The 25649-nt window shown below is 37.3% G+C and carries 24 protein-coding genes and 3 pseudogenes; 11 read left to right on the plus strand and 16 right to left on the minus strand.

Annotated features, from left to right (window positions below; all coding sequences use genetic code 11):
* From FGL31_RS19440 to FGL31_RS19455, 4 genes and pseudogenes are all read left to right on the plus strand, one after another.
* Positions 1 to 837 carry an endonuclease/exonuclease/phosphatase family protein gene (locus FGL31_RS19440; RefSeq protein ID WP_138093846.1) on the plus strand — a complete coding sequence of 279 codons (837 nt, stop codon included), beginning with the start codon at positions 1 to 3 and terminating at the stop codon, positions 835 to 837.
* 118 nt (positions 838 to 955) lie between these two features.
* Positions 956 to 1750, plus strand: a complete 795-nt coding sequence (locus tag FGL31_RS19445; RefSeq protein ID WP_138093848.1) for a DUF4197 domain-containing protein — start codon at positions 956 to 958, stop codon at positions 1748 to 1750.
* A 107-nt stretch (positions 1751 to 1857) separates the two neighbouring features.
* Positions 1858 to 3113 (plus strand): annotated as a pseudogene (gene pepT, locus FGL31_RS19450) (peptidase T).
* Between the two features lie 50 nt (positions 3114 to 3163).
* Positions 3164 to 3730, plus strand: coding sequence for a nitroreductase family protein (locus FGL31_RS19455; RefSeq protein WP_232046990.1), 567 nt, complete (start codon positions 3164 to 3166; stop codon positions 3728 to 3730).
* A 37-nt stretch (positions 3731 to 3767) separates the two neighbouring features.
* Here FGL31_RS19455 and FGL31_RS19460 read toward each other — a convergent pair whose 3' ends face one another.
* The 10 genes and pseudogenes from FGL31_RS19460 to FGL31_RS19505 form a co-directional block, all read right to left on the minus strand.
* Positions 3768 to 4352, minus strand: a complete 585-nt coding sequence (locus tag FGL31_RS19460; protein WP_138093852.1) for a hypothetical protein — start codon at positions 4350 to 4352, stop codon at positions 3768 to 3770.
* Between the two features lie 50 nt (positions 4353 to 4402).
* Entirely contained in the window at positions 4403 to 4939 is a 537-nt protein-coding gene (locus FGL31_RS19465) for an RNA polymerase sigma factor (protein ID WP_138093854.1), read from the minus strand.
* A 53-nt stretch (positions 4940 to 4992) separates the two neighbouring features.
* Positions 4993 to 6246: a YeiH family protein gene (locus FGL31_RS19470; protein WP_138093856.1), complete on the minus strand. Its 1254-nt coding sequence runs from the start codon at positions 6244 to 6246 to the stop codon at positions 4993 to 4995.
* Positions 6247 to 6253: 7 nt separating this feature from the next.
* Entirely contained in the window at positions 6254 to 7174 is a 921-nt protein-coding gene (locus FGL31_RS19475) for a TIGR01777 family oxidoreductase (RefSeq protein ID WP_138093858.1), read from the minus strand.
* A complete protein-coding gene (locus tag FGL31_RS19480) occupies positions 7171 to 8613 on the minus strand; it encodes a phytoene desaturase family protein (protein ID WP_232046991.1) in 1443 nt (480 codons plus the stop codon). The genes FGL31_RS19475 and FGL31_RS19480 overlap by 4 nt, the downstream gene beginning before the upstream one ends.
* A 109-nt stretch (positions 8614 to 8722) precedes the next feature.
* Positions 8723 to 10517 (minus strand): annotated as a pseudogene (locus FGL31_RS19485) (acyl-CoA dehydrogenase FadE).
* Between the two features lie 67 nt (positions 10518 to 10584).
* Positions 10585 to 11757: an acetyl-CoA C-acyltransferase gene (locus FGL31_RS19490; protein WP_099370570.1), complete on the minus strand. Its 1173-nt coding sequence runs from the start codon at positions 11755 to 11757 to the stop codon at positions 10585 to 10587.
* Between the two features lie 100 nt (positions 11758 to 11857).
* Positions 11858 to 12223: a four helix bundle protein gene (locus tag FGL31_RS19495; protein WP_138093860.1), complete on the minus strand. Its 366-nt coding sequence runs from the start codon at positions 12221 to 12223 to the stop codon at positions 11858 to 11860.
* 54 nt (positions 12224 to 12277) lie between these two features.
* Positions 12278 to 14705, minus strand: a pseudogene (locus FGL31_RS19500) (3-hydroxyacyl-CoA dehydrogenase/enoyl-CoA hydratase family protein).
* A 22-nt stretch (positions 14706 to 14727) separates the two neighbouring features.
* Positions 14728 to 15174 carry a MarR family winged helix-turn-helix transcriptional regulator gene (locus FGL31_RS19505; RefSeq protein WP_099370798.1) on the minus strand — a complete coding sequence of 149 codons (447 nt, stop codon included), beginning with the start codon at positions 15172 to 15174 and terminating at the stop codon, positions 14728 to 14730.
* Positions 15175 to 15443: 269 nt separating this feature from the next.
* Between FGL31_RS19505 and FGL31_RS19510 the strand changes: the two genes are divergently transcribed.
* From FGL31_RS19510 to FGL31_RS19530, 5 genes are all read left to right on the plus strand, one after another.
* Positions 15444 to 16406: an isopenicillin N synthase family dioxygenase gene (locus tag FGL31_RS19510; RefSeq protein WP_138093862.1), complete on the plus strand. Its 963-nt coding sequence runs from the start codon at positions 15444 to 15446 to the stop codon at positions 16404 to 16406.
* A gap of 284 nt (positions 16407 to 16690) precedes the next feature.
* Positions 16691 to 16969 carry a hypothetical protein gene (locus tag FGL31_RS19515; RefSeq protein ID WP_138093864.1) on the plus strand — a complete coding sequence of 93 codons (279 nt, stop codon included), beginning with the start codon at positions 16691 to 16693 and terminating at the stop codon, positions 16967 to 16969.
* On the plus strand, positions 16966 to 18021 hold the full coding sequence (locus tag FGL31_RS19520) for a sensor histidine kinase (RefSeq protein ID WP_099370575.1): 1056 nt from the start codon (positions 16966 to 16968) through the stop codon (positions 18019 to 18021). The genes FGL31_RS19515 and FGL31_RS19520 overlap by 4 nt, the downstream gene beginning before the upstream one ends.
* Complete coding sequence (locus FGL31_RS19525) at positions 18014 to 18697, plus strand: LytR/AlgR family response regulator transcription factor (protein WP_138093866.1); 684 nt, start codon at positions 18014 to 18016, stop codon at positions 18695 to 18697. The genes FGL31_RS19520 and FGL31_RS19525 overlap by 8 nt, the downstream gene beginning before the upstream one ends.
* A gap of 3 nt (positions 18698 to 18700) precedes the next feature.
* On the plus strand, positions 18701 to 19066 hold the full coding sequence (locus tag FGL31_RS19530; protein ID WP_099370577.1) for an MmcQ/YjbR family DNA-binding protein: 366 nt from the start codon (positions 18701 to 18703) through the stop codon (positions 19064 to 19066).
* Between the two features lie 66 nt (positions 19067 to 19132).
* Here FGL31_RS19530 and FGL31_RS19535 read toward each other — a convergent pair whose 3' ends face one another.
* On the minus strand, positions 19133 to 19690 hold the full coding sequence (locus FGL31_RS19535; RefSeq protein WP_138093868.1) for a thioredoxin family protein: 558 nt from the start codon (positions 19688 to 19690) through the stop codon (positions 19133 to 19135).
* Positions 19691 to 19884: 194 nt separating this feature from the next.
* Here FGL31_RS19535 and dnaK point away from each other — a divergent pair, with 194 nt between their 5' ends.
* A complete protein-coding gene (gene dnaK / locus FGL31_RS19540; RefSeq protein WP_099370579.1) occupies positions 19885 to 21807 on the plus strand; it encodes a molecular chaperone DnaK in 1923 nt (640 codons plus the stop codon).
* A gap of 61 nt (positions 21808 to 21868) precedes the next feature.
* Here dnaK and FGL31_RS19545 read toward each other — a convergent pair whose 3' ends face one another.
* The 5 genes from FGL31_RS19545 to FGL31_RS19555 form a co-directional block, all read right to left on the minus strand.
* Positions 21869 to 22549: a TIGR02117 family protein gene (locus tag FGL31_RS19545; protein WP_138093870.1), complete on the minus strand. Its 681-nt coding sequence runs from the start codon at positions 22547 to 22549 to the stop codon at positions 21869 to 21871.
* A gap of 94 nt (positions 22550 to 22643) precedes the next feature.
* On the minus strand, positions 22644 to 22982 hold the full coding sequence (locus FGL31_RS29305; RefSeq protein ID WP_317131084.1) for a hypothetical protein: 339 nt from the start codon (positions 22980 to 22982) through the stop codon (positions 22644 to 22646).
* Positions 22975 to 23241, minus strand: a complete 267-nt coding sequence (locus FGL31_RS29310) for a nucleotidyltransferase family protein (RefSeq protein ID WP_317131085.1) — start codon at positions 23239 to 23241, stop codon at positions 22975 to 22977. Before FGL31_RS29310 ends, FGL31_RS29305 begins: the two co-directional genes overlap by 8 nt.
* Positions 23225 to 23557 carry a hypothetical protein gene (locus FGL31_RS29315; RefSeq protein ID WP_317131086.1) on the minus strand — a complete coding sequence of 111 codons (333 nt, stop codon included), beginning with the start codon at positions 23555 to 23557 and terminating at the stop codon, positions 23225 to 23227. The genes FGL31_RS29310 and FGL31_RS29315 overlap by 17 nt, the downstream gene beginning before the upstream one ends.
* 54 nt (positions 23558 to 23611) lie before the next feature.
* Positions 23612 to 25159 (minus strand): helicase HerA-like domain-containing protein, encoded by a 1548-nt coding sequence (locus tag FGL31_RS19555; RefSeq protein WP_232046993.1) that lies wholly within the window; start codon positions 25157 to 25159, stop codon positions 23612 to 23614.
* A 295-nt stretch (positions 25160 to 25454) separates the two neighbouring features.
* On the opposite strand from FGL31_RS19555, the gene FGL31_RS26785 reads away from it, so the two are divergent.
* Positions 25455 to 25625, plus strand: a complete 171-nt coding sequence (locus tag FGL31_RS26785) for a hypothetical protein (protein ID WP_232046994.1) — start codon at positions 25455 to 25457, stop codon at positions 25623 to 25625.
* Positions 25626 to 25649: the final 24 nt, after the last annotated feature.

Raw genomic sequence — 25649 nt, forward strand, 5'->3', positions numbered from 1 at the left:
ATGAAAAAAATAATAATCACCCTAAGCCTAATATTAAGCATTGGATTTTCTTTTGCTCAACAAATGAATGTAGCCACCTTCAATATCCGTATGAAAACTGACGGTGATGTTGGGAATTTATGGCAAGATAGATATACCCATTTAACGGATTTGATAAAATTTCATGAGTTTGAGATTTTTGGAGTGCAAGAAGCTTTCAAAGAGCAGTTAAATGATATGTCCGCTAAGCTTCCCAATTTCAAATATATTGGTGTTGGTCGCGATGATGGAGCTGATAAAGGCGAGCATTCTTCTATATTTTATGATACCAGAAGGTTTGAGGTTGGAGAGAGCGGCACTTTTTGGTTATCTGCTACGGATACAAATACTCCCAATAAAGGTTGGGATGCGGCTTTGCCTAGGATCTGTACTTGGGGAATTTTCAAGGACAAAAAGAATGGCAAGAAATTCATTTTTATGAATACGCACTTTGACCATGTTGGTGTTGAAGCAAGAAAGGAGAGCGCGAAATTGATTCTAACGAAAGCGAAAGAACTTGCTAAGAACTTACCCTTAATCCTTACAGGCGATTTCAATATTGACGAGAACAATGAAGCCTATTTTACGCTTTCAAAAAGTGGAGTTGTTGAGGATACTTATGATTTAACGGAAATCGTTTATGAACCCAACTCCTCATTCAATAGTTGGGGAAAATCGATTAAAGAAAAAGGCAGAATTGACCATATCTTTATTACCAAACCTTTTAAGGTTCATAAATATGGAATTTTAACAGATACCTATATGGGCAAGTTTCCTTCGGATCATTTCCCTGTCTATGTTGAGTTAAACTGGAAATAGAAAATATAATATCCAAATAATCGATGCCCCAAAAACAAATTTTGGGGCATTGTTATTGATTATGGATATCATGTTCAAACAATTATCTAATCAGAATTTAAAAAACTATTTTTGAGCAATGAAAAAGATCAGACACATCCAAATAATGAGCCTAGTTGGCGTTAGTTTATTTTTATCGAGTTGTGAAACCTTGAGTCAAGGTGGATTTACTTTGCCACCGCAAGGTACTGGCTCAACAGGCAGTAACACTGGTGGTTCCGGGAGTTCCGGGAGTTCTACTTCTAGCGGGACTATTACGCAGGCTGAAGCCAATACAGGGATTAAACAGGCTTTAAATAATGGTCTTCAAGCAAGTATTAAGACTTTATCTGTTAAGGATGGTTTTCTTGGGGACGCAGCAGTTAAGATATTAATGCCTGAGGAGGCGAGGAAAGTGGAATCTGCATTACGAGCGATTGGTATGAACAGTTTATGTGATCAATTTATTTCGAGCATGAACAGGGCTGCCGAATCTGCTGTGAAAGAAGCTTCCAGCGTATTTGTTAACTCTCTTTCTAAAATGACTGTTAATGATGCATTCAATATTTTGTTGAGTGGACAGCAAGATGCAGCGACTAACTTCTTCAAAAGGTCAACAAGTTCGGAGCTGACGACAAGGTTCAGTCCAATCGTTGAATCTGCTATGGGCAAAAACAATGTTTCCACCTATTGGAATCAATTAACAACAGCATACAACAAATTGCCATTGAGCAATAAAATTGAGACCAATCTTACTGCATACGTTACTCAGAAAGCTATTGATGGTCTATTTGTAAAAGTAGCTGATCAAGAATTGAAGATTCGCCAAAATATTGGTGGAGCTAGAAATTCGGGGATTTTGGATAAGGTGTTTGGTTGGGTGGATAAACAGTAGTTTGAGATGTGGGATGTGAGATGTGAGATTTGAGATAGAACGGGTGAAAGAATTGTGTTGGATGTATTTGGGGAATAGATGTGTTAATAAATTAGTAGTTTTGTTTCATGGAAATTAATGATATTAAGGATTTTCAGGTAGCTGAGAATTTTATTAGATATGTTCAGGTTGATACTCAATCAGATGTTCAGTCTTCGAGTGTTCCTTCGGACTGAAAAGCAAAAGGATTTAAGCAGGATTTTAGTAGAGGAATTAAAAGCTATTGGTATCACCGATGCTCATTTGGATGATTTAGGTTATGTTTATGCGACTATTCCTTCCAATAACTGACAAGCATGTTCCAGTAATTTGTTTTTGTTCCCATGTGGATACTTCACCTGATTCATCAGGTACGAATGTGAAGCCATTGGTTCATTCAAATTATCAGGGTGAGGATTTAGTTTTGCCTGATGATGAAAAGATCATTATACGTTTTTCAGAACATCCGGATTTAAAGGAGCAAATAGGAAATGATATTGTTACTGCTAGTGGAAAAACTTTATTAGGTGCTGATGACAAGGCTGGTGTTGCCGAGATTATGGATGCTGCGCGTATTTTAATGTCCAATCCTGAAATTAAGCATGGAGATATTAAGATATTATTTACTCCTGATGAAGAAATAGGTCGAGGAGTTGATCATGTTGATCTCAAAAAATTAGGTGCTGAATATGCATATACGATGGATGGAGAAAAAGCTGGCACCATTGAGGATGAGACTTTTTCAGCCGATGGAGTTAAGGTTAAAATCGATGGTATTTCTATTCACCCCGGTTATGCCAAGGGAAAGATGATCAATGCCATAAAGGTTGCATCTGATATTATTGATAGTTTACCGAAAGACAGATTGTCTCCGGAGACTACCCATGCTAAAGAGGGTTTTGTTCATCCGACTAATATTGAGGGTACTGTTGAGGAGGCTACATTAAGTTTTATCATCCGAGACCATGACACTAAGAAATTGGCGGAACATGAGGCTGAATTGGAGTCGATCGTAAAGGAAGTTCTTTCAAAATACCCAGGTGCTAGTTATAGTTTTGAAGTTTCCGAGCAATATAGGAATATGAAAGAAATTTTGGATCAGCACTCCAAAGTAGTAGAAATAGCTATGATGGGCATTGAGCGTGCTGGGATGAAGGTTGAAAAACGGAGTATCCGAGGCGGCACAGATGGCTCTAGGCTATCATTTATGGGTCTCCCTTGCCCTAATATCTTTGCAGGTGGGCATGCATTCCATGGAAAGCAAGAATGGGTTTCCATTCAGGATATGCAAAAAGCAGTTTTATCCATCTTACATATTGTTGCTCTTTGGGAGGAACTTTCTTAGGGGTCATTATTAATTAAATATTCAATTCTAGAAATAGTAAAAAACACATTATGCATCAGAACGAAGTATTAAAAAATATTCAATTTAGAAGGGCAGTTTTTCAGGCGAATTATACGGATCAAGAAGTGAGCCGTGAGGATTTATTAACGATTTTAGAGGCTGCCAATGCTGCTCCTACTCACAAACGCACCCAACCTTGGCGTTTTGTTGTATTTCGCAATGAAGGTTTGGTACGCTTAGGTGATGAACTTGCGAGGATTTACAAGTCTGTCACGCCTTCAGAAAAATATACTGAATTGACTGAACAAAATATGTCTAAAAAAGCTACTCAATCCAAGGCTGCGGTTGCTATTATCGTCAATTATACTGGTGATGTTCCCGAATGGGAAGAATTGGCTGCTACGGCGTGTGCTGTTGAAAATATGTGGCTAGCTGCCGCTTCTATAGGCATTGGCGGTTATTGGGCTACGCCTGGCTTGATCAATCATATTGGTCCCTTTTTAAATTTAGAGGAGAATCAACGTTGCATTGGTTTTTTCTATATGGGTCATCATGAGTCTGAGCCTAGGGAACCTGTTAGGAGTCCTATTGAGGACAAAATTCGCTGGGAAGAATAAAACAAAGCGGTCAAGGAAATCCTTGACCGCTTTTTCATTATTCTTGAACATCAATCACTATTCCACCTTTTTCCCCTGTCCATCTGATTTTCTGTTCAATAAAGGAGGATAATACCTGAACAAACTCTTGATTGTTCGCTGGACTTATTTGAATATCTTGCGGTTTACCATCCTTTAGGTTGAAATAAACCTGAAATCTTCCTGTTGCATTTATATCTCTCAATTCTGAGTTCAATTCTTCATTGAATTTTTCCCATCCTCCTACAGGTACTGCATTTGCATCATCCAAAATATTTGATTGTACTTTCATGTTTTGATCCATCAAGATAACCTCTGTATTTCTTTCAGTTTTATGGTTCGTGATATATTTGAACATGATTAAGGAGCAAGCTACTAAGAACAGTACAGCTGCTGCCATTGCAATTGTCAAGCGGTGCCAGCTGAAGAACCTTTGTTTTTTATCTTCTGCTTTTGCAGCGATTTTTCTTGCCAGCCTTTGTTGCAGGATACTAAGTTGATTGGAATCTACTCCTTGTTGCAGTTTATAGCCATCAATTGCATCTTGCAGAAAGGGATCATTCAGAGCCTCACGTTCCATTTCATACATCTCTTCTTTACTCATGAGACCCATGACATAATTGTGAATTCGCGATAATTGATAATTATTTTCCATTACTTTCTTTCCATACAAATCTTAAGATTTCGTCTTCCGTTCTGGATATAACTTTTGACTTTAGCTATATCATACCCTGTTAGATCGGCGATATCTTTATAACACTTCTGTTCCAAATAAAATAACCGGATGCATTTTTCCTGTTCATGGTTTAACCCAGCAATACAGGTTTCTAATTTTTCAAAGTCTTTTTCTTCCCATTTTTTATCATCGTTGTCTCGTAGACTTTGTTCAGATTCGTAGAGGTTGTCTTCAATATCCACCTTGGTCATCTGTTTATTTTTTCTGAGTTGCATTAGGCAAAAATTACGCGCATATACATATACCCAACTTTTGAAATTATCCACTTCATATACGCGCAACTTATCTATTAACTCATCAAAGATCTGCATTACCGCATCCTGGCTCTGTTCAGCATCTTGAAGATACTTATAGCAAACCCCATATAACAATGACATGTATGGAGCATACAGTTTGCCCAAGGCGTCTAAACTGCCTGTTTGCTTGTAATGTTGCAATAACTGTTTTTCGTCCATGCTATTTTCTCTACACCTATATGATGCATTCTTGGTTAGGATTGCATAAATTTTTATCCAAATAATGCCATTGCCAATACCAGCGTTACTATAATATTAAATGTTTGAGCTATTAAAAAGGCGTATAATGGTTTTTTATTGTCTTGTTTAAAGAGGTCTTTGAAATTTGTTTCTAGTCCTATTGAAGTAAAAGCCAATGCAAACCACAATCCTTGTAAACTTTTCAAACTATCTTTTATTCCAGCATTTGTTTCTGGAGATATGACAAATGAGAACATCAATGATACAAATACGAATCCTACGACAAATTTCGGGAATCTTTCCCAGATGACTTTTAGTGTTGGTTTATCTTTTTTGGTTTTATCATCTACAGATTTGGAATATGTCCAATATATACTGATAAAAAAGGCTGCAATTCCGAGCAAAACGTTTTGGGAGAATTTAACAATAGTACTGATTTTGAGGGCTTCCTCCCCGACCAATGTTCCAGAAGCTGCTACTGCACCAGTTGTATCTATACTACCTCCTAGCCAAGCACCTGTTACTTCTTGGGATAAATTCATGATTTCTGCCAGGTATGGCATAAAAATCATCATCGGCACCGCCGTAATCAAGACGAGGGATATGACATAAGACAACTTTTTATTGTCACCTTCGATTGCTCCTGAGGTTGCTATTGCTGCAGATACCCCACATATCGATACCGCACTAGAAAGCATAAGTGACATTTCCTTGTCTATTTTGAGTTTTTTACAAATCCAAAATGCAAAATACCACACTGACACCACTACTACTAATGCTTGAACGAGCCCCAATGCACCTGCTTTTAATATATCTCCAAATATAACGGTCGTTCCCAGTAATACTAGCCCGATTTTAACATATAGTTCTGTGCTTAAAGCTTGTTTAAACCAATTGGGTATCTTGAAGAAATTGCTGATTATTAGTCCTATTGCCAAACTGAAAATAACGGCTTCTAAGTTAAAGCTTTTCACTCCTGAATTTCCGGCTAATATAAGTGCCAGAACAGTCAACAAGTAGACTACAGGAAAAACGATCAATAAGGCTTTTAAATCTTTTTTCAACAACAGTGCTCCTATGATTGCTGTGACATAGACGAGCACAAACTGCAGTCCCATTGCTGCAATATTATCACCTGAGAATACTTTAGAGGACAATTCCTGAGAGTTTGACCATCCGAAAGAAGGCACTGGAACTACGAATCCCAACAGAGCTAAAGCAATGATTCCTATTCCCAATACTACGACGGTCCAATCTTCGGAAAGTTGAAATGTTTTACTAGACATAAAAAGTTTAAGTTGATGATTTAATAAGTTGATTTAACGCGGGCTGAATATAGGGAAAATTAAACTTAAACCCGTTTTTTAAAGTTAATATTGTTGTTACGGGCACAGTTTCTAACAATAAAGAAGAATCTACATTTTTCACGACAGATCCGATTTTTGCAATAAAGGTTGGGAGTGGCATACCAAATGTTGCGCCAGCTGATTTTCTAAATTCCTCCATAAACTCTGCATTGCTTACTGGATTTGGACTACAGGCATGGTAAATGGGTTCGTTTTCTTGAGAATTAACAATCCAATCAATAAGTCTGACAAAATCATCTTCATGTATCCAAGATATCATTTGTTCACCATTTCCCACTTTTCCACCCAGTCCTAATTTTACTAAGGGATATAATTCTGCAAACATTCCAGAATTCTTGCTCAAGATTGGGCTCATTCTTAGGATTACTTTATCTGTTTTAGAGACCTCAGCGTCCAAAAAGGCTTTTTCCCAGTCTTGAGCCAACTGTCCTAAGAAATCATTTGAGTATTGTTTACTTGTTTCGTCTTTTATTTGTTTTGCTCCATTGAATAAGGAAACACCTGAGAAGTTAATCCACAGTTTCACTGGATCTTTCAGATTTGAAATAGCTTTTCCCAACAATTTTGTTGGTGTAATTCTGGATGATCTTAATAGTTTTTTATTTTTTTCGGTAAATCTTCGGTTTATTGACAGTCCGCATAGGTTTATCAATACATCGGCTCCATTTAATTTTTCTTGCCAATCACCTAAGTTTTCAGCATCCCATTGTACAAATTCAACTTTTGGGTGATGTTTTACCATCTTTTGTCTTGATAGTACAACGATCTCATAGTTTTGTTCTCTAAATAGTCTAATCAACATGGTACCTAAGTTCCCTGTTCCACCTGCTAACACAATCTTTTTCATACGAAATCAAAATCTAAAGTTATATTGAAATGATCCTTCATGGCTACACGAGCTGCATGAAACCCACACATACCATGAACGCCACCACCCGGAGGTGTTGACGATGATGCAATGTAAACATTAGGATTTGAAGTCCTATAGGGCGTCAATGAATTTGTTGGTCTTGTAAATAATTGCTTAATATCCATTTGCCCACCACTAATATCACCACCTACATAATTAGGATTATACGCTTGCATTTGCATTGTATTCATACTTGACTTAGCTATAATAGTATCCTTAAATCCTGGTGCAAACCTTTCGATTTGATTTTCTATAGCTTCAGTTCTATCCATTGTTGATCCATGTGGAACATGACAATAAGCCCATCCTGTGTGCTTACCTTCCGGCGCACGTAAGGGATCAAACATTGATGGCTGAGAAAAAAGTACAAAAGGCTTATTCACTATTTTACCTTTATAGGTCATAAGTTCGTTATGAGCTATTTCTTCATAAGTATTTCCTATGTGCACAGTTGCAGCTTGTTGGCATCTTTTGTCTAAGAAAGGCGTTGGATCAGATAATGCCCAATCTATTTTAAAGACACCCATTCCGTATTTAAAATCTCCGAGAGCTTTACGGTATTTATCTGTAAGATTCAACCCCTTTAGCTTGAGTATTTGTTGAGGTGTCAGATCCACGATTAGGATTTTATGTTTTGGGAGATCTTGCAGATTATCGATCCAGCAATTTATTTTGCAGTCACCAGCATTGTTTTGATAGTCTGCTAACATGGCATCAGCGATTGATTGGGAACCCCCTTTAGGGATTAACCATCCTGACCGATGTCCCAACGTAGCTAATACCAAACCTATTGCAGAAGTTGCAATTTTTGAAAAAGGAAGCAATCCATGTCCTACCAATCCGGCCCATAAAGCTCTTCCTTCTTGCGTTTGAAACCTATCAGCAGTAGCATTGGCACTTTTCAAAGCATTCAATCCAAATTTTGCCATCAATAATGGATTTTTTGGAATTCTCAAAGGCCCAAGAATATCCCCAGATAATTCATACCAATTTTCAACAAGGCCTTGAATTAGGGATTTATATACTTTTGCATCCGGACCGAGTTCGGCATACATTCTATCTAAACTTTTATGTAAGATTGCTGTATTTCCTGAATCTAAGGGATGTGCAAGTTGATAACCGGCACTAATAAATTCTAATCCAGCCTCAGCAACCATATTGGATCTAAAAAATGGGGACTCCAATGCAAACGGGTGTACAGCAGAACAGACATCATGCTTGAAACCAGGGATTGTGAGTTCTTTCGTTCTCATACCTCCCCCAATCATGCTGTCACCTTCTATGATTAAGGTAGTTAATCCTTGTTTTCTCATAGTTAAGGCAGCTGCTAGTCCATTAGGTCCGGAACCAATAATTATAGCGTCGTAACTTTTCAAATTAGTTGGATAAATTCTAAAGTTAAGACAATCAAATGGTAAACAGACAAGTTTGGGGACAAAAAAAAGCCCCTTCACAGGGGCTTTTATTCATAATCAACCTTAATACTTAGAAACAGTATTTATTTTCTTCAATAAGTTTTTTTGCAATTCTTTGGCGTGCTTCTTTTAAGTTAAATGGTTGCGCTTTAGTAAATCGGCGTAATCCCACCAACATCATATTTAATTCATCGCCTTCAGCGAATGAATATAGTGCTTCTTTACCTGCTGCATTTACTTTGTCAATTGCACCGTAAAGATATATTTTTGCCATATCTGCGGCATAATCGGCATGTTCACCTGGTTGTGTATGCTGTAATTTTTCTGCGCGTAATAGCACAGATTCTGCGACATAAATGTACCCAATGATATCTGCAATATTCATTAATATTTCTTGTTCTTTCGCTAACGACATCATCAACTTTTGCACCGCTGCTCCAGCTATCATTAAGCCTGCTTTTTTGAGGTTTGCAACAATTTTTTTTCTCTGCTTCAAAAGGAGCATCATCTTCAGCTCCAAAATCAGGAATTGACATCAACTCACCTGCTACAGCCTGTGCTGGTCCCATTAGGTCTAACTCCCCTTTCATGGCACGTTTTAGCAACATATCCACTACTAATAGCCTGTTTACCTCATTGGTACCTTCGAATATTCTATTGATACGTGCATCACGATACGCTCTTTCCATTGGTGCTTCCGCTGAGTATCCCATCCCACCGTAGATTTGCACGCCTTCGTCTACTACATAATCTAGCATTTCTGAGCACCAGACTTTGATAATAGCACACTCAATAGCAAATTGTTCAACCGATTTCAATTTTGCTTTTGCTTCATCCATTCCAGATGCAATCAGCGCATCAAAAGCATCATCAATATTTTGTCCTGCACGATATGCTGCGGATTCATTTGCAAACAAACGGGTTGCCATTTCTGCCAATTTATAACGTATTGCTCCAAATTTTGAAATTGGCAGATTGAACTGCACTCTTTCATTGGCATAATTGATAGCAGTATTCAAAACAGAGCGTGCAGAACCAATTGTTGCTGCTCCTAATTTGATACGTCCTATATTCAAGATATTAACTGCTATTTTAAATCCATTTTCTCTGTCTGACAGCATGTTTTCGACAGGAACTGGGCAGTCATTGAAGAATATTTGTCGTGTTGAAGACCCTTTGATTCCTAATTTATGTTCTTCAGGATTCATTGATATTCCTCCGAAATCTTTTTCTACGATAAATGCTGATAGGTTTTTGTCGTCGTCAATTTTAGCAAATACAATAAAAACATCAGCAAATCCACCATTTGTAATCCACATTTTCTGTCCATTGATCAAATAATGTGTTCCTTCGGCGTTTAATTTTGCTGAAGTACGTCCAGAGTTAGCATCAGATCCTGAGTTAGGTTCTGTCAAACAATAAGCAGCTTTCCATTCTCCGGTTCCCAATTTGGGGATGTATTTTGCTTTTTGTTCAGCATTTCCATAATACAGGATTGGTAAAGTTCCGATTCCTGTATGTGCTGATAATGCTACTGCGAAGGAGAATCCTCCACCTACTGCATCCGCTACCAACATGGATGTATTGAAGTTTTTACCGAAACCGCCATATTCTTCAGGGATTGATACTCCCAACATTCCCAATTCTCCAGATTTGTCCATTAGGCTTTGCATCAATCCTTCTTCTTGTGCATCAATACGGTCTAGTTTATTTAAGACTTCCGTATCCAAGAAATCGATACAGGTTTGACGAATCATTTTTGCTTCTTCATCAAACTCCTCAGGGATGAAAATATCTGAATATGCTGTTTCGCGGATTACAAATTCTCCGCCTTTAATTGCTTTATTTTTTACTTCTTCGCTCATGATTCTTTTTGTTTAGAATAAGTGAACAAGCACCTTCTTCTGTTATATATTTTGTTAATACTTTATTTTACAATAATTCAAATATTCCTGCTGCACCTTGTCCTGTTCCCACACACATTGTTACCATTCCATATTTCTTACCTCTTCTTCTAAGTTCGTGTAATACTTGCACGGTTAATTTTGCTCCGGTACAGCCTAACGGGTGTCCTAAAGCGATTGCACCGCCGTTTACATTTACTTTTTCTTCATCGAGTTCCAATTCTCTGATTACTGCTAAAGACTGAGAAGCGAATGCTTCATTCAATTCGAACAGGTCAATATCTTCTTTTTTCAAACCTGCTTGTTCCAATGCTTTTGGTATTGCCACGACAGGCCCGATTCCCATGATTCGAGGCGGTACCCCTGCCACTGCATAGCTTACAAGTTTAGCAATTGGTTTAAGGTTCAACTCTTTCATTTTCTTTTCTGATACGACCAAGACGAAAGCTGCTCCGTCCGACGTTTGGGATGAGTTACCAGCAGTTACTGAACCTTTGGCATCAAATACTGGGCGTAATTTTGCCAATGCTTCCAGCGATGTATCAGCACGTGGACCTTCATCGGTATCAACGACATATTCTTTTGTTGCCATTTTACCATCTTTCACGTAGTTTTCCTTGATGGTAATAGGCACAATTTCTTCTTTGAACTTACCTTCTTTTATTGCTGCTACAGCTTTTTGGTTGGACTTAAGCGCAAATTTATCTTGGTCTTCTCTAGACACATGGTAATCTTTGGCCACTGCTTCCGCCGTTAGTCCCATTCCCCAGTACCAATCTGGATGTTCTTTAGAAACCACAGGGTTAGGCACAATCTTCCATCCTCCGAATGGCATTCCTGACATGATCTCAACACCACCTGCCACTATCATATCAGCCATTCCAGATTTTATTTTTGCCACTGCTGTTGCAATAGTTTCTAAACCGGATGCACAGTACCTGTTCACAGTTATTCCTGGAACTTTGTCCGTATCGAGTCCCATTAGGGATATAAAACGACCGATATTTAGGCCTTGTTCAGCTTCTGGCATTGCATTTCCGACGATTACATCGTCGATATCTTCTTTATTTACATTTGGTACAGATGCCATTAAGTGTTTAATTACATCAGCTGCCAAATCATCCGCACGAGTAAATCTGAAGCCTCCTCTTGGAGCTTTTCCTACCGCTGAGCGAAATCCTGCTATTATGTATGCTTCCATGTCTAATTAGATATTAGATGTGAGATATGAGATTTGAGATAGTAGAAAATCCATAGCTCACTATTATTGATTTATCCTTTGTTATTTAAAGGGTCAATTATTAATTATTTTTATTTTTTGTCAGCTTTCTTTGAAAGCCATAAATCATTTTTTGGATTTGAGTTAATCTGATATAAATATCTTCAGCATCATTTTTTTCAATTAAGCCTAATTTAGCAGCTATGAGTATTTGGGTTAACAATTCATAGGAAGAACCAACAGCTACACCTAAAAAATGGTTAAACTCTTTATCAGAATTTCTGCCAGCCCCTTCAGCTATATTTGAAGCAATTGAAACTGCTGATCTTTTTATTTGTGAGGATAAACCGAATCTTTCATCGTTAGGAAAATTTGCCACTATTCTATATATTTCTGTTGAAAGATCTATTGCCATATGCCAAATTTTAATATCCTCGATTTTATGCACTTTATTTATCGTTTAATATCGCAAATCTCACTTCTCAAATCTCAAATCCAGAAACTAGTTTCTAAGCGGCTTCCCGGTGGTCAACATTGCTTGTATTCTTTCTAGGGTTTTGCGGGTTGCGCAGAGTTCAAGGAATGCTTTGCGTTCCATGTCTAGAAGGTATTGCTCGTCGACTTCGGTTGGTTGTGAGAGGTCTCCTCCGCACATAACCCAGCCTAGTTTTTCTGAGATTAATTTATCGTGTTCTGAGATGTAGTGTCCTGCTTCCATTGATGATGCTCCTACATATACGATTCCTAGTCCTTGGTCTCCCAATACTTTGATGTCCTTGCGTTTTGCTGGCTGGACATAACCTGCATCTGCAAGCTCTAATGCTTTTGCTTTTGCGTCTGCCAATAAGCGAGAACGGTTCATTGTAATGGCATATTTTCCTTCCTGCAGGTAGCCTAGCTCGAATGCTTCTACTGCTGATGTTGAAACTTTTGCTTGTCCAATGGTTAAGAAACGATCTTTTAGGAAGTTCTGATCAATTTGATCTGGACGGAAATCGTCTGATGCTCTTAATGCAAATTCCTTAGAACCGCCACCACCAGGGATTACACCAACTCCAAATTCTACTAATCCCATATATGTTTCAGCATGTAACTGCACAAAGTCGGCATGCATTGAGAATTCACATCCACCACCTAATGTCATTTGGAATGGTGCTGCTACGACAGGAATTGCAGAGTATCTCAGGCGCATTGATGTATCTTGGAACATTTTCACCGCCATATTCAACTCGTCATAATCTTGTTCAACAGCCATCATGAAAATCATTCCGATATTGGCACCTGCGGAAAAGTTCTTTCCATCATTTGAGATTACCAAACCACGATATTCTTTTTCAGCAAGGTCAATTGCTTTATTCAATCCTTGTATGACATCTCCACCAATTGTATTCATTTTCGTATGGAACTCACAGTTAATGATTCCATCACCAAGATCTATAATTGATACACCGGAGTTTTTCCATATTGTTTTTCCTTCTCGGATATGGTCAAGTACAATTAGGTCTTCAGTTCCAGGGATTGGGAGATATGATTTGGATTCAATATCATAGTAATGGCGGACACCATTTTCCACTTTATAGAAGCTTTCGAATCCAGCATCCAACATATCTTTTACCCATTGAGCAACTTCGCCTGTTTGACCTGGGATTCTTTTTTCTTCATTTTTGATTTTTTCAATTGTTTCTCTAACACCTAAAGCGTCCCATACTTCAAAAGGTCCAATTTCCCAGCCGAATCCAGCTCTCATTGCATCGTCAATTCTGAAGAAGTTGTCTGTTATTTCTGGCACACGGTTGGAGACATATTCGAACAAAGGATAATGCATTGCTCTGAAAAGTTCTGCGGCTTTATCTGTTCCTTGTTCGTATACTTTCATTCTCTTTCTGATGTCTTCAACAGGTTTCGTTGCTTCGAGAGTTGAGGACTTCACTTTTTGTTGAGGGCCGTACGTGAGGTCTTTTAAGTTTAGTGATAGGATTTCAGAATTTCCTTTGTCGTCTTTTACTTTTTCATAGAACCCTTTTTTTAGTTTTTTCACCTAGCCATTTATTTTCGACCATTTTGCTGATGAATTCAGGCAGGATGAATACACCTTTAGCTTCATCATCAGGGGCATTTTGTTCCAATCCTTTGGCAACATTCACCAAAGTATCTAATCCTACGACATCTGCGGTTCTGAAAGTTGCTGATTTAGGGTGTCCCATTGCTGGTCCGGTATATTTATCAACTTCTTCTACTGTTAGTCCTAATTTCTCTACGAGATGAGTCACAGCGAGCATTGAATATACCCCGATTCTATTTCCGATGAACGCTGGTGTATCTTTACACAATACGACGGTTTTTCCGAGCATTTTATCCCCATATTCGATTAGGAAATCCACCACTTCTTTTTTTGTGTCTTTTGTGGGAATAATTTCCAATAAAGGAAGATAACGTGGTGGATTGAAGAAGTGTGTTCCACAGAAATTTTCTTTGAAGTCTTGTGATCTACCTTCTTCCATCAAATGAATTGGAATACCGGATGTATTCGTTGTGATCAAAGTTCCAGGTTTCCGGAATTGTTCTACCTTATCAAAAACGGATTTTTTGATGTCCAAACGTTCTACAACCACTTCGATAGTCCAATCTGCCTGTGCAATTTTGCTCATATCGTCATCAAAGTTTCCGGTTGTAATACGCGTTGCGAAGGACTTGCTATATAAAGGTGCGGGGTTTGATTTTATTGCTGTATCCAGAGATTGATTTACAATTCTGTTTCTTACTGCTGGGCTTTCCAATGTCAAACCTTTAGCTTCTTCAGCTGGTAACAGTTCTTTTGGCACAATATCCAAAAGCAATACCTCTAAACCTATATTAGCAAAGTGGCAAGCAATTCGAGAGCCCATCACTCCGGATCCCAATACAGCTACTTTTTTAATATTTCTATTCATATCACGTATATTTTCTTATTTATTAAGGTTCAATTTGCACTTCAGGCGAATAATTCGTTGCCACTTCATTGATTTTTTTCAAGAATTTGACTAGTGTAGCTTTTTCTTTTTCAGAGAAAGAAGTATTTAGATACTCATTAAATTCTCTTACTACATCTTTGGCGACTTTTCTTTTTTCTCGTCCTAGATCTGTTAGATATACTTTTACGGATCTTTTATCAGTATCTGATGTTTCCCTATATATAAAACCTAGGCTTTCGAGGTTATTTAGTACTCGAGACAATGATGTTGTTTTCACTCCTGTTGAGTTTGCGATCTGCGATACTGGAGTACCATCTCGATGTATGTTAATCAAAATATAACCTGCAGCCTGAGTAAAGCCATGTTGAGAGGCTATTACATTATATTTGTTGGCAACAGTTTGCCATGCTGTCTTTAAGAAATAATCGATGGTGTTGTCTTGGCTCATATTCGGGTTTTCTAACATTTATTATGCAAGCATAACAAATTTAAATTATTGAATTGATAAATCAAACAGTTTTGTGATTTTTTAATAAATCCTTGACACAAATAGATAGTTCTTTATTAAAATGTTCATTTTAATAAAAATAGTATTTAGTGTGGAAAACTTTTAGATATTGGGAATCAAATAATTAATGGTAATTTAATAGTTGTTATGAACACTTTATAATTAACGATATTATTATTACATTAACTTTGCATCAAACAAATAAGAACATGGCATTAGTAAATATCCCGAGATTAGATCTGACACATTATACTGAAGGCAATTCAGAATTGCGCAAACAATTCGTTGCTGATATCGGCAAGGCTTTTAACGAAACTGGCTTTGTTACGATTTCCAATCATGGTCTATCCCAAGAATTAATTGATGAGCTATATCAAGTTGTCAAGCAATTTTTTGATCAACCGGAGTCTATCAAAGACAAGTATGAATTCCCTGAACTAGCGGGTCAAAGGGGATATACATCGAAAGGGAAAGAAAAAGCTAAAGATTCGAAGACTCCTGATTTAAAAGAATTTTGGCAACGTGGACAGACTATTGTTGGCGAAGAGTATTCAAAATCAGATTTTCCTGACAACCCTGAAGTTTCTGAATTACCTCGTTTCAATGCTGTCACTGCAGAGATTTACAAGAAATTAGAGGATGCTGGTCGTAATTTACTGAAAGCAATTGCTACTTATCTTGAATTACCGGAGGATTATTTCGAAAGATTTGTAATCAACGGAAATTCCATTCTTCGAGCGATTCATTATTTTCCGATTGAAAATCCGGATTCGATTCCAGCGGATGCTGTTCGTGCGGGAGCACATGAGGACATTAATTTGATTACTTTATTGATCGGAGCTAGTGCAGATGGTTTGGAAGTATTGACCAAAGATGGTGAATGGTTTGCTATCAAAGCAAAAGGCGAGGATATTGTAGTAAATGTTGGCGATATGTTGCAGAGACTAACGAACAATAAATTAAAATCTACTACTCACCGTGTTGTTAACCCACCTAGGGAACTGATGAAAACATCACGTTACTCCGTTCCATTTTTCTTGCATCCAAAATCTAGCATGAGCCTAGCTTCACTGGACTCTTGCATCGATGCTGAACACCCAAAAGCTTATGAAGACTATACTGCAGGTGAATATTTGGATGAAAGATTGAGAGAAATTGGGTTGAAGATGTAGAGGAGATGTGGGATGTGAGATGTGAGATATTAAGCGGGATAAGGATTAGACAAAAGACATTAGACATAAGACATTAGACTGGTTAAAGTTTTGAAGAGGAAAAATCTTTAGCTATGAAGTTTTATAAAAATATAGAGGGTTCTGGGTGGTTGCCAGGAACCTTTTTTTGTGGGATTGATGTTGTTCATCATTTCTTTTTATTAGTTCATCACAAAAATTTTTCGTGCATTGATTCCTTCTATATCATTGTATAAACAAAGAATGATTTATTCAAAAGTGATGATATGGTTTTTTATTATTTTATCAAGTTATTTCTTGGTGTGATGGATATGGATGTTCTGAGTGAGTGGACATTTAATGTTTTTCAGTCTGGTGAAAAAGCTATGATGTCTTATTATGATTATCAAATGATCTATCCTTTTTGCTCTATTGAAGTAAAAGATTTTTCATGTTTAGAATATTCTGACATGAAAAATAGAGACAAAGTTCCCTTCCAACTAAATATTGACAATCTTCCCCATGAAACTAATGGGTATTTTTTTACATTTATAGAAGCTATATGATTACGAATACTGACCAACCGAAAAAAAGCACATTCAGGAGATTCTTCACAGAGTTACTTCTAGTTGTTGGATTGACTTTTATTTTTTCTCTTATAGGCTCGACCATTCATCGTCATTTGGCCATTCTATTTTTATATGTTCCGTTTGCTTATTTGTTGTTTGCCTTAAACAATTATGTTTTATTGGAATTCGTAGCTAAGAAAAAGATTCTTTTCGTTGAATACTTTTTAATTGTTCTTTTAAGCAGTGCAATAATTTTCATTCCTTTCTGGATGATTATTCAAGGTATTCACGGTCGTCCCAGTAAAAAAATAATTATCCTTGGTCTCATCTGTGTCTTGATACTTATTCCATTTACTTATTATTATTTCTTTAGGTTAAGGAGTGATCGGAAGACGATTGCCAGCTTGAGAAAGGATCTTGGCAAAACAGCTGCAGAGTATAAGCTTATGCAGTCTCAGGTAAATCCTCATTTCTTATTTAATGTTATGAACAGCATTTATGGGATTGCTTTACAGGAGGATGCCAGCCGAACTGCTGATTCTATCCAACGGTTGAGCCAAATGATGAGGTTCTTGATTTTTGAGAATCAATTAGATCAAATACCATTATCAAAAGACCTTAATTATTTAAAAGAATATATTGCGATTCAAAGCTTGAGGACAGAGAGTGTTCCTTCTGTTAAAATAGAACATAATATTGTCGATAGTTTTGACAATCTATTTATTGCTCCAATGCTTTTGATTCCATTTGTTGAGAATGCATTTAAACATGGGATCAGTATGGTTAAGCCATCTTGGATAAAGGTGAATGCAGATGTTGTTGATGGACAGTTAAAGTTTTCTGTTTACAACAGTATTCATAATATTGAGGGTACGGATTTGGAGAGGACGAAGTCAGGCATTGGGCTTGACAATGTTAAATCGAGGCTGGATTTAACTTACCCTGATAAATATATGTTGGTTATGGAACAAAACCAGGAAGAATACTTTGTTTTTTTGACTATTGAGCTGCGAGATTCTCCTGAATTAATTGAGCGCGACGATGATTAAAGCTATAGCGATCGATGATGAACCCATTGCATTGGATATCATCAGAAGATACTCCGATCGAGTTCCCTATATAAATTTGGAGAAGCAGTTCTTGAATGGTTTGGAAGCAAGGGATTATTTAATGGAGAATGATGTTAAGTTGTTGTTTTTGGATGTTAGAATGCCTGATATCAACGGTATTGATTTATTCAAGGGGTTAGAAGAGAAACCCTTGGTTATATTTTCTACGGCATATTCTGAATATGCGCTTTCAGGTTTCGAATTAGAGGCATTAGATTATTTGTTGAAGCCTTATAGCTTTGAGCGTTTTGAAAAGGCATGTTTAAGAGCTAAGGAGATGTTGGAGCTGAAGGGTATACTAGAGAACAATCCTACCTTATTTGTAAAGGATGGCTATCAAATGGTAAAAATAGATCTTAAAGAGATTTCTGTTCTTCAAGCTGTGGGGAATTACCTTCGATTTGTGATGGATGGCAGGGAGGTATTGGCACGAATGACGATCAAGGAGTTTCTTTCAGAATGGGCGGACAATAATTTTATTCAAGTTCATCGTTCATATGTTATTAATACGGACAAGGTCAGTAAATTGGACAGGCATGTTATTTGGATCGATGATATAGAAATCCCTATTGGTGGAAGCTTTCAAGATTTTGTTAAAGAAAAGTTTAAATTATAGCGTATGCATATTGAGGAATTGCGTGAATATTGTATCAGCAAGGCATTAACGACAGAGGAGACACCTTTTGGTCCAGACACCTTAGTTTTTAAAGTTTTGGGTAAGGTTTTTTTACTGGTTGGTCTGGATCAGGTTGATGAATTGACTTTTAATGTTAAATGTGATCCTGAGTATGCTATTGAATTGCGGGAGAAGTATGAGCACACTGTTTTTCCGGGTTATCATATGAATAAGAAGCATTGGAACACTGTACATGCCAATCGTCAGTTATCGGATCAAGCCCTTCGAGAATTAATAGATCATAGTTTTGACTTAATCGTTGCTTCATTATCAAAAAAAGATCAGCAGAAATTTATAGATCATAAATAGGAGGTTTTTGGATTGCTGCAAGGTTGTTTTTCTTGCACAAAAAAGGCTGCGGATGCAGCCTTTTTTTTATTCACTTAATAATTTTGTTAATTCTTTTTGGATTTCTTCACCTTTATCTTCGTTGTACCATTTTTGAATGGCTTCTTTAATTTCTTCAAAAGGTTTTCCCTCTGCTTTTTGTTGTTCAAATATATTTTGCAGCGCATCTGGTCTTGGTCCCCATACTACTTTGTCGTGACCTACGTCATTACGAATAATAAGTTTAGGGATTGATTTTCCTCCGTTTGTCAAGTAGTCATCGATCAAGAAAGGTTCAGTATCTCTCAGTTGGATATCAAGATCAATAAAAGGGTTGTCTTTTACAATTTTATAGATCTGTGGTACAGAGTGAGCTGCATCACCACACCAAGGTTCCGTTATTAAGATCCAATGTTGTGGATCTTTTATATTATCGATGCATACTTTCATTTCTGCAGATGGTTCAAATTTTTTCAGCCATCTGTTCATTCTAGACCAATTTAGTTTTGTGTAGTTTAGATAGTCAGCGTTAGTTGAGTATGCTTCGTGTGCTTCTGTATTGTTTAAGATATCCTCGAAGTAACTCAGGTATTCGTCAAAAGTCATGTTGGATTTAATTTTCTCAAAAATACATATAATTCCATTATTTTGGAAAAAATGACATATTGTCACGCTATGATGACAATTCTTTGCAGATATTTCCGACTTTGCTATGACAAACAAAGAAAAAACCGTTTGGCATAAGCGTTGTTATTACAATATAAAATCATTTAAACATTAATAAGATAACACAACAAGATATGTCAAAAATTATAGGAATCGACTTAGGAACTACCAACTCATGTGTAGCCGTAATGGAAGGTAATGAGCCGGTAGTAATTGCGAATAACGAAGGGAAACGCACAACACCTTCAGTTGTAGCATTTGTAGCAGGCGGGGAACGCAAGGTTGGAGATCCAGCAAAACGTCAAGCTATCACTAACCCACAGAACACGATCTATTCGATCAAGAGATTTATGGGTGTAACATATAATGAGGCTAAGGGCGAGATTGATAAAGTTCCTTATAAAGTAGTAAAGGGCGACAATGATACACCACGTGTTGAAATTGGCGACCGTAAATATACTCCACAAGAAATTTCAGCTATGATTGTTCAGAAGATGAAGAAAACAGCTGAAGATTACTTAGGGCAAGAAGTAACGCGTGCAGTAATTACAGTTCCTGCATATTTTAATGATGCTCAGCGTCAAGCTACAAAAGAGGCTGGTGAGATTGCTGGTTTGAAAGTGGAGCGTATCATCAATGAGCCTACAGCTGCAGCATTGGCTTATGGACTTGAGAAAGCAGACAAAGACATGAAGATTGTTGTTTTTGACTGTGGTGGTGGTACACATGACGTTTCAGTATTAGAATTAGGTGATGGTGTTTTTGAGGTAAAATCAACTGACGGTGACACTCACTTAGGAGGAGATGACTTTGATAACGCGATCATTAATTGGTTAGCAGATGAATTTGCTGACGAGAATGGTGGTTTAGATTTAAGGAAAGATCCTATGGCTTTGCAACGTTTGAAAGACGCTGCTGAGAAGGCTAAAATTGAATTGTCAAGCACAACATCAACAGAGATTAACTTACCATATATTACTGCTGATGGTTCAGGTCCTAAACACTTGGTTCGTACCTTATCACGTGCTAAATTCGAGAGTTTAGTTGGTCCACTTATTGACCGTACTATTGAGCCATGTCGTACTGCATTGAAAAACGCTGGTTTCAGCACATCAGATATCGATGAGATTATTTTAGTAGGTGGTTCTACACGTATTCCAGCGATCCAAGAAGCTGTTAAAAAATTCTTTGGAAAAGAGCCATCAAAAGGTGTTAACCCAGATGAGGTTGTAGCATTAGGTGCTGCTATTCAAGGTGGTGTTTTGACAGGTGAAGTAAAAGATGTATTATTATTAGACGTTACTCCACTTTCCTTAGGTATTGAAACTATGGGTGGTGTTATGACTAAATTAATTGAAGCTAACACGACTATTCCGACTCGTAAATCGGAAGTATTCTCAACGGCTTCGGACAACCAACCATCAGTAGAGATCCATGTATTGCAAGGGGAAAGACCAATGGCTGCACAGAACCGTACGTTAGGACGTTTCCAATTGACAGACATCCCTCCTGCTCCACGTGGTATTCCTCAAATTGAGGTAGTATTTGATATTGATGCTAACGGTATTATCAAGGTATCAGCTATCGACAAGGCTACTGGTAAAGAGCAAAACATTCGTATCGAAGCTTCTTCAGGACTATCCGAAGAGGAAGTTAAGAAAATGAAGCAAGAAGCGGAGGCAAATGCTGAAGCGGATAAAAAAGTGAAAGAGGAAGTAGATAAATTGAATGGTGCAGATGCTTTAATCTTCTCGACTGAAAAACAATTGAAAGAGTATGGCGACAAAATTTCTGCTGACAAGAAAGCTCCTATCGAATCTGGTTTAGAGAAGTTGAAGAAAGCACATGCTGACAAAAACTTCCCAGAGATCGAGACTGCGACTACAGAATTGAACAATGCTTGGAGTGCCGCATCTGAAGAGATGTATGCTGCTTCACAACAAGGTGCTGGACAGCAACAGCCACAAGGTGATGCTGGTCAAGCGAACAATGGCGGTGGCAACCAAGGTGGTGGCGCTGACGATGTTCAAGATGTAGATTTCGAAGAGGTAAAATAAGACTTTAAGTTTACCCCCTTATATTAAGAGAAAGCTCGGTTCAAATAGGACCGAGCTTTTTCTATTTTTTATAATGTCTTAAAATACCTGTATCGAATACTGTCCAGACTGCTGAAGGCATATTTGCTTTCTTCAATGCGACATTTGACCAAGTATTGCAAGAATAAAACAGGTTATAAGCTCCTTTCGCTTCATAGAAAGCGTCGTCATCTCCGTACTGTGCATTTGTTTTAATAAGAATTGGTTTTCCATTTTCGTCTTTATCTAATGCTTCCAGTACATAATCTTTTATTGCGTTATATTGATTGGTGTCGATTTGAATTTTATAGCATAAATCATCTTCGACCATATTCTTGTAATAGGTGATATGTAATGCTGTTTCTCCTATTCCTAGACCTGCGATCAATGCGGTTTTCAATGTTAAGTCTTTCCATTCAGGCGTATTTAAATAAAAGCCTTTATCTCCCCATCCTATGGAAACAAAATTATGGTCTTGAGCATTTCCTTTTGTATTTTCTAATGGGAAGATTTCTGTCCAATCTTGCAGTTCATTTTTAATTGGCAAAACAATATCTGTATGTACGCCATTGGACAAAATATAGGCTGTAATATTTTTATTTTGGTTGTTATCATTATGATTTGCGCTTATTCTTGAAAGAATAAAGTCAGCAGCAAAATAGATGGCGGCAAAACCAATGAGTCCAATAAAAATATACAGGATTACCATCATAATTTTCTTCATCGTGTAGATTTATATAGGATAAAGATATCAATATTGTACTAAAACAAAAATGGCAGGACTGAAGCCTGCCATTTTCGTTTTAGATTTTATATTCTTAGAATAATTTTTCTGGATATTCACCATCTGCCACCAATTTAGAAATACTTTCTTGTACGATTGGTTTATCCTCAACATATGTTACCCCGAACCATTTTGAGGAGGTCGGTATAACTTTGAAGTCAGCTTGACCATTTTTTACCATATGGTCAGGAACGGATGGGATAAAGAATTCTGATTTAGGATTATCGCCATTTTCTTCAACGAATTTTGGGAACATCTCCATTGCGACATCGAATATTTTCGGCGTAAATCCCCAGAAGTTCATCGACACGCGTGCATCTGCTGGCAATTCATTTTTCACTCCATTTTCTTCGAACACGATCTTTTTATCCATTGTTTTCTTTATCGTAATAGATGTTGGTTCTTTCGGTTACTGATGCCATATGACCTTCGTTAGTTACTTCACATACTCCTCTAGATACATAACCGTAGTCTGACATTGTATTTCCCAGTTCGAATCCCATTAAAGACATATGTTTATCATCAGCTTCATTAGAAAGGAAATCTGCCATTTTTTTAAATGCATCATAACCGTAGAAATCGTCTGCATTAATTACACAGAAAGGTCCATCGACTTCATCTTTTGCTGACATCACCGCATGTGCAGTTCCCCCACGGTTTAGCACGTTCGATATCTTTGTCGATTCCGAATTTTCTAAGGTCAAAGTTTTGGAAAGCATAAGCGACTTCGATTTTTCCTTCTAATTTTTTGTCGAATTTTTCACGCATTACTTGCTCAAATTCTTCACGGATAATAAAAACCACTTTTCCGAATCCAGCACGTATAGCATCAAAAATGGAATAATCTATAATTGTTTCACCATGTGGACCAAATCCATCCACTTGTTTTAATGAGCCATAACGGCTCGCCATTCCTGCTGCTAGAACTACCAAAATTGGTTTTCCCATAATGTTTTTTAGTTTAGTTTTCGATTTTTCGTACGCAAATATAGTATTTTAAAATTATCTCTTTTTGAATATGGAGTTTAGGATTCCTGTTGCGATTTTTCCTAAGAGCTTAGCTCCTTCTCTTGCCAATGTTCTGCTGGCTTGATTTTGGGCTGCTTCCAAAGGTGTTTGTCTTCTGGATCTCGAGGAGCTGCTTTTACTGGCTGCTTTCTCTTGGGCCGCTTTTGTTGCTTCAGCTTCAGCTTTGGCCTCATTAACTTTTTGTCTTTCTTCTAAAATTTCAGAGGCTGTTTCTCTTTCTACTCTTTCTTGGTATTTGCCTCTATATTCAGAGTTCTGAATAAGTTCTTGATATTTTTCTGTCGAACAAGGCCCCATAATCGCTCTAGCGGGAACTAAATGAGTTGCAACTACCTCTGTTGGGATACCTTTATCATTTAATACTGTTATTAATGCTTGACCTGTTCCTAATGAGGTTAAAACTTTATCGATTTCATAGAACTCAGAGGTTGGATACGTTTTAACTGTTTTTCTTAAGTTGTCCGCATCGTTTGGGGTAAATGCTCTTAGGGCGTGTTGCACTCTATTTCCTAATTGTCCCAAGACAGATTCAGGAATATCTGTTGCTGCTTGAGTACAGAAGAATACGCCTACTCCTTTTGACCTGATCAATCTTACAATTTGTTCGATTTGTGTCAAGAAAGCTTTTGATGCCCCATTGAATAGTAAATGTGCTTCATCGAAAAAGAAGACTAACTTTGGTTTGTCTAAATCTCCTACTTCGGGAAGGTTTTTGAAGAGTTGGGCTAATAAGCTTAATAGAAATGTAGAGAACAATAAAGGTTGATCCTGGATATCGGAGATATTCAAAAGTGTAATCACTCCTTTTCCATCAATTTTTCCAAATAGATCTTCTATATCGAATTCTTTCTCTCCGAAAATATGTGCTAATCCCTGTTGTTCTATAGCTACAATTTTTCTCAATATGGTGTTTGCACTTGCTGTTGAAATCTTGCCATAATCATTTTTTATTTCCTCTGCTCCTGGTCCGTCTGACAAATAGCTAAGGAGTTTTTTGAGGTCTTGGAAATCTACTATTGGTAACTGTGTATCATCTGCATATTTAAATATAGCACTCAATACTCCAGCTTGCGTATCATTCAGATCTAATATGCGGGCTAACAATACAGGACCAAAATCTTCTACAGTCACTCGCATTGGTGCTCCAAGTTTTCCTGACAGAGAGAATATTTCTATTGGGAATTCTGCTGGTTGAAAGGGAATACCGACAGCATTTCCACGTTCGATTAGGGCATCATTTGTTTTTCCTGGCTGAGCGAGGCCGGATAGGTCACCTTTCACATCCAGCATAAACACTGGCACTCCTGCATCGGAGAGTTGCTCAGCCATCAATTGTAGGGTTCTAGTTTTCCCTGTTCCTGTTGCTCCGGCAATAAGTCCATGTCGGTTCATCATTTTGAGGGCAAGATTTACCTTTGCCTCAGTAACAATTTCACCGTTTAAGATTCCTGATCCTAATTGAATAAAAGGCCCTTTAGGGCTATAAGAAGTTGTTATTTTTTGAATAAATTGTTCTTTCATAATTATCTAGCATTAATCCGCTATTTAAATTTATGAATAAAGATATCCTTTTTCAACTTAAGAATTTAAACAAAGTTATGTTAACATAATATTAAGATTTCAGACAAAAGGCACGACTTTTGTAATTTTTTCATAATAAAAATTTCAAAAAAGGTTTTTTTTTTGAAATTAAATTTTATTTTTGTGATGTTATATGATTACACGGGCATACATATTTACAAAAGCATATAGAATATTAGCGGCAAAGCTTTGCTTTTTTATCTTTTTCACGAAGATGCTAATTTCTGTTACGCCTATGTTTGTAGATGTACTTGATCAGGGTACAGTCTTGCAAGTGGTCATGCAATTAGAAATTGAGAACACGGCAAAAGGTGCTAACAGCAATAATGAAGATTTGCATGAGACTGGCATCAAGATTTTTAGGCCAGGTGAGATCAATTTTATGAGTTTCAACCCCCACAGTTGAAAATACTGGCGGCATCAAACACTA

It is taken from the genome of Sphingobacterium daejeonense (assembly GCF_901472535.1).
GTDB classification, from domain to species: Bacteria; Bacteroidota; Bacteroidia; order Sphingobacteriales; family Sphingobacteriaceae; genus Sphingobacterium; species Sphingobacterium daejeonense.

Bases quoted from the DNA above. Each gene is read 5' to 3' on its own strand.
- FGL31_RS19535 (WP_138093868.1), bottom strand. From the start codon at position 19,690: ATGACTTTTGACGAATACCTGAGTTACTTCGAGGATATCTTAAACAAT.
- FGL31_RS19515 (WP_138093864.1), top strand. From the start codon at position 16,691: ATGGTTTTTTATTATTTTATCAAGTTATTTCTTGGTGTGATGGATATG.
- FGL31_RS19445 (WP_138093848.1), top strand. From the start codon at position 956: ATGAAAAAGATCAGACACATCCAAATAATGAGCCTAGTTGGCGTTAGT.
- FGL31_RS29310 (WP_317131085.1), bottom strand. From the start codon at position 23,241: ATGTCAGCAAAAGATGAAGTCGATGGACCTTTCTGTGTAATTAATGCA.
- FGL31_RS19465 (WP_138093854.1), bottom strand. From the start codon at position 4,939: ATGGACGAAAAACAGTTATTGCAACATTACAAGCAAACAGGCAGTTTA.
- FGL31_RS29315 (WP_317131086.1), bottom strand. From the start codon at position 23,557: ATGGGAAAACCAATTTTGGTAGTTCTAGCAGCAGGAATGGCGAGCCGT.
- FGL31_RS19490 (WP_099370570.1), bottom strand. From the start codon at position 11,757: ATGGAAGCATACATAATAGCAGGATTTCGCTCAGCGGTAGGAAAAGCT.
- FGL31_RS19510 (WP_138093862.1), top strand. From the start codon at position 15,444: ATGGCATTAGTAAATATCCCGAGATTAGATCTGACACATTATACTGAA.
- FGL31_RS29305 (WP_317131084.1), bottom strand. From the start codon at position 22,982: ATGGATAAAAAGATCGTGTTCGAAGAAAATGGAGTGAAAAATGAATTG.
- FGL31_RS19460 (WP_138093852.1), bottom strand. From the start codon at position 4,352: ATGAGTAAAGAAGAGATGTATGAAATGGAACGTGAGGCTCTGAATGAT.
- FGL31_RS26785 (WP_232046994.1), top strand. From the start codon at position 25,455: ATGTTTGTAGATGTACTTGATCAGGGTACAGTCTTGCAAGTGGTCATG.
- FGL31_RS19525 (WP_138093866.1), top strand. From the start codon at position 18,014: ATGATTAAAGCTATAGCGATCGATGATGAACCCATTGCATTGGATATC.
- FGL31_RS19545 (WP_138093870.1), bottom strand. From the start codon at position 22,549: ATGAAGAAAATTATGATGGTAATCCTGTATATTTTTATTGGACTCATT.
- dnaK (WP_099370579.1), top strand. From the start codon at position 19,885: ATGTCAAAAATTATAGGAATCGACTTAGGAACTACCAACTCATGTGTA.
- FGL31_RS19470 (WP_138093856.1), bottom strand. From the start codon at position 6,246: ATGTCTAGTAAAACATTTCAACTTTCCGAAGATTGGACCGTCGTAGTA.
- FGL31_RS19505 (WP_099370798.1), bottom strand. From the start codon at position 15,174: ATGAGCCAAGACAACACCATCGATTATTTCTTAAAGACAGCATGGCAA.
- FGL31_RS19455 (WP_232046990.1), top strand. From the start codon at position 3,164: ATGCATCAGAACGAAGTATTAAAAAATATTCAATTTAGAAGGGCAGTT.
- FGL31_RS19475 (WP_138093858.1), bottom strand. From the start codon at position 7,174: ATGAAAAAGATTGTGTTAGCAGGTGGAACAGGGAACTTAGGTACCATG.
- FGL31_RS19520 (WP_099370575.1), top strand. From the start codon at position 16,966: ATGATTACGAATACTGACCAACCGAAAAAAAGCACATTCAGGAGATTC.
- FGL31_RS19555 (WP_232046993.1), bottom strand. From the start codon at position 25,159: ATGAAAGAACAATTTATTCAAAAAATAACAACTTCTTATAGCCCTAAA.
- FGL31_RS19530 (WP_099370577.1), top strand. From the start codon at position 18,701: ATGCATATTGAGGAATTGCGTGAATATTGTATCAGCAAGGCATTAACG.
- FGL31_RS19440 (WP_138093846.1), top strand. From the start codon at position 1: ATGAAAAAAATAATAATCACCCTAAGCCTAATATTAAGCATTGGATTT.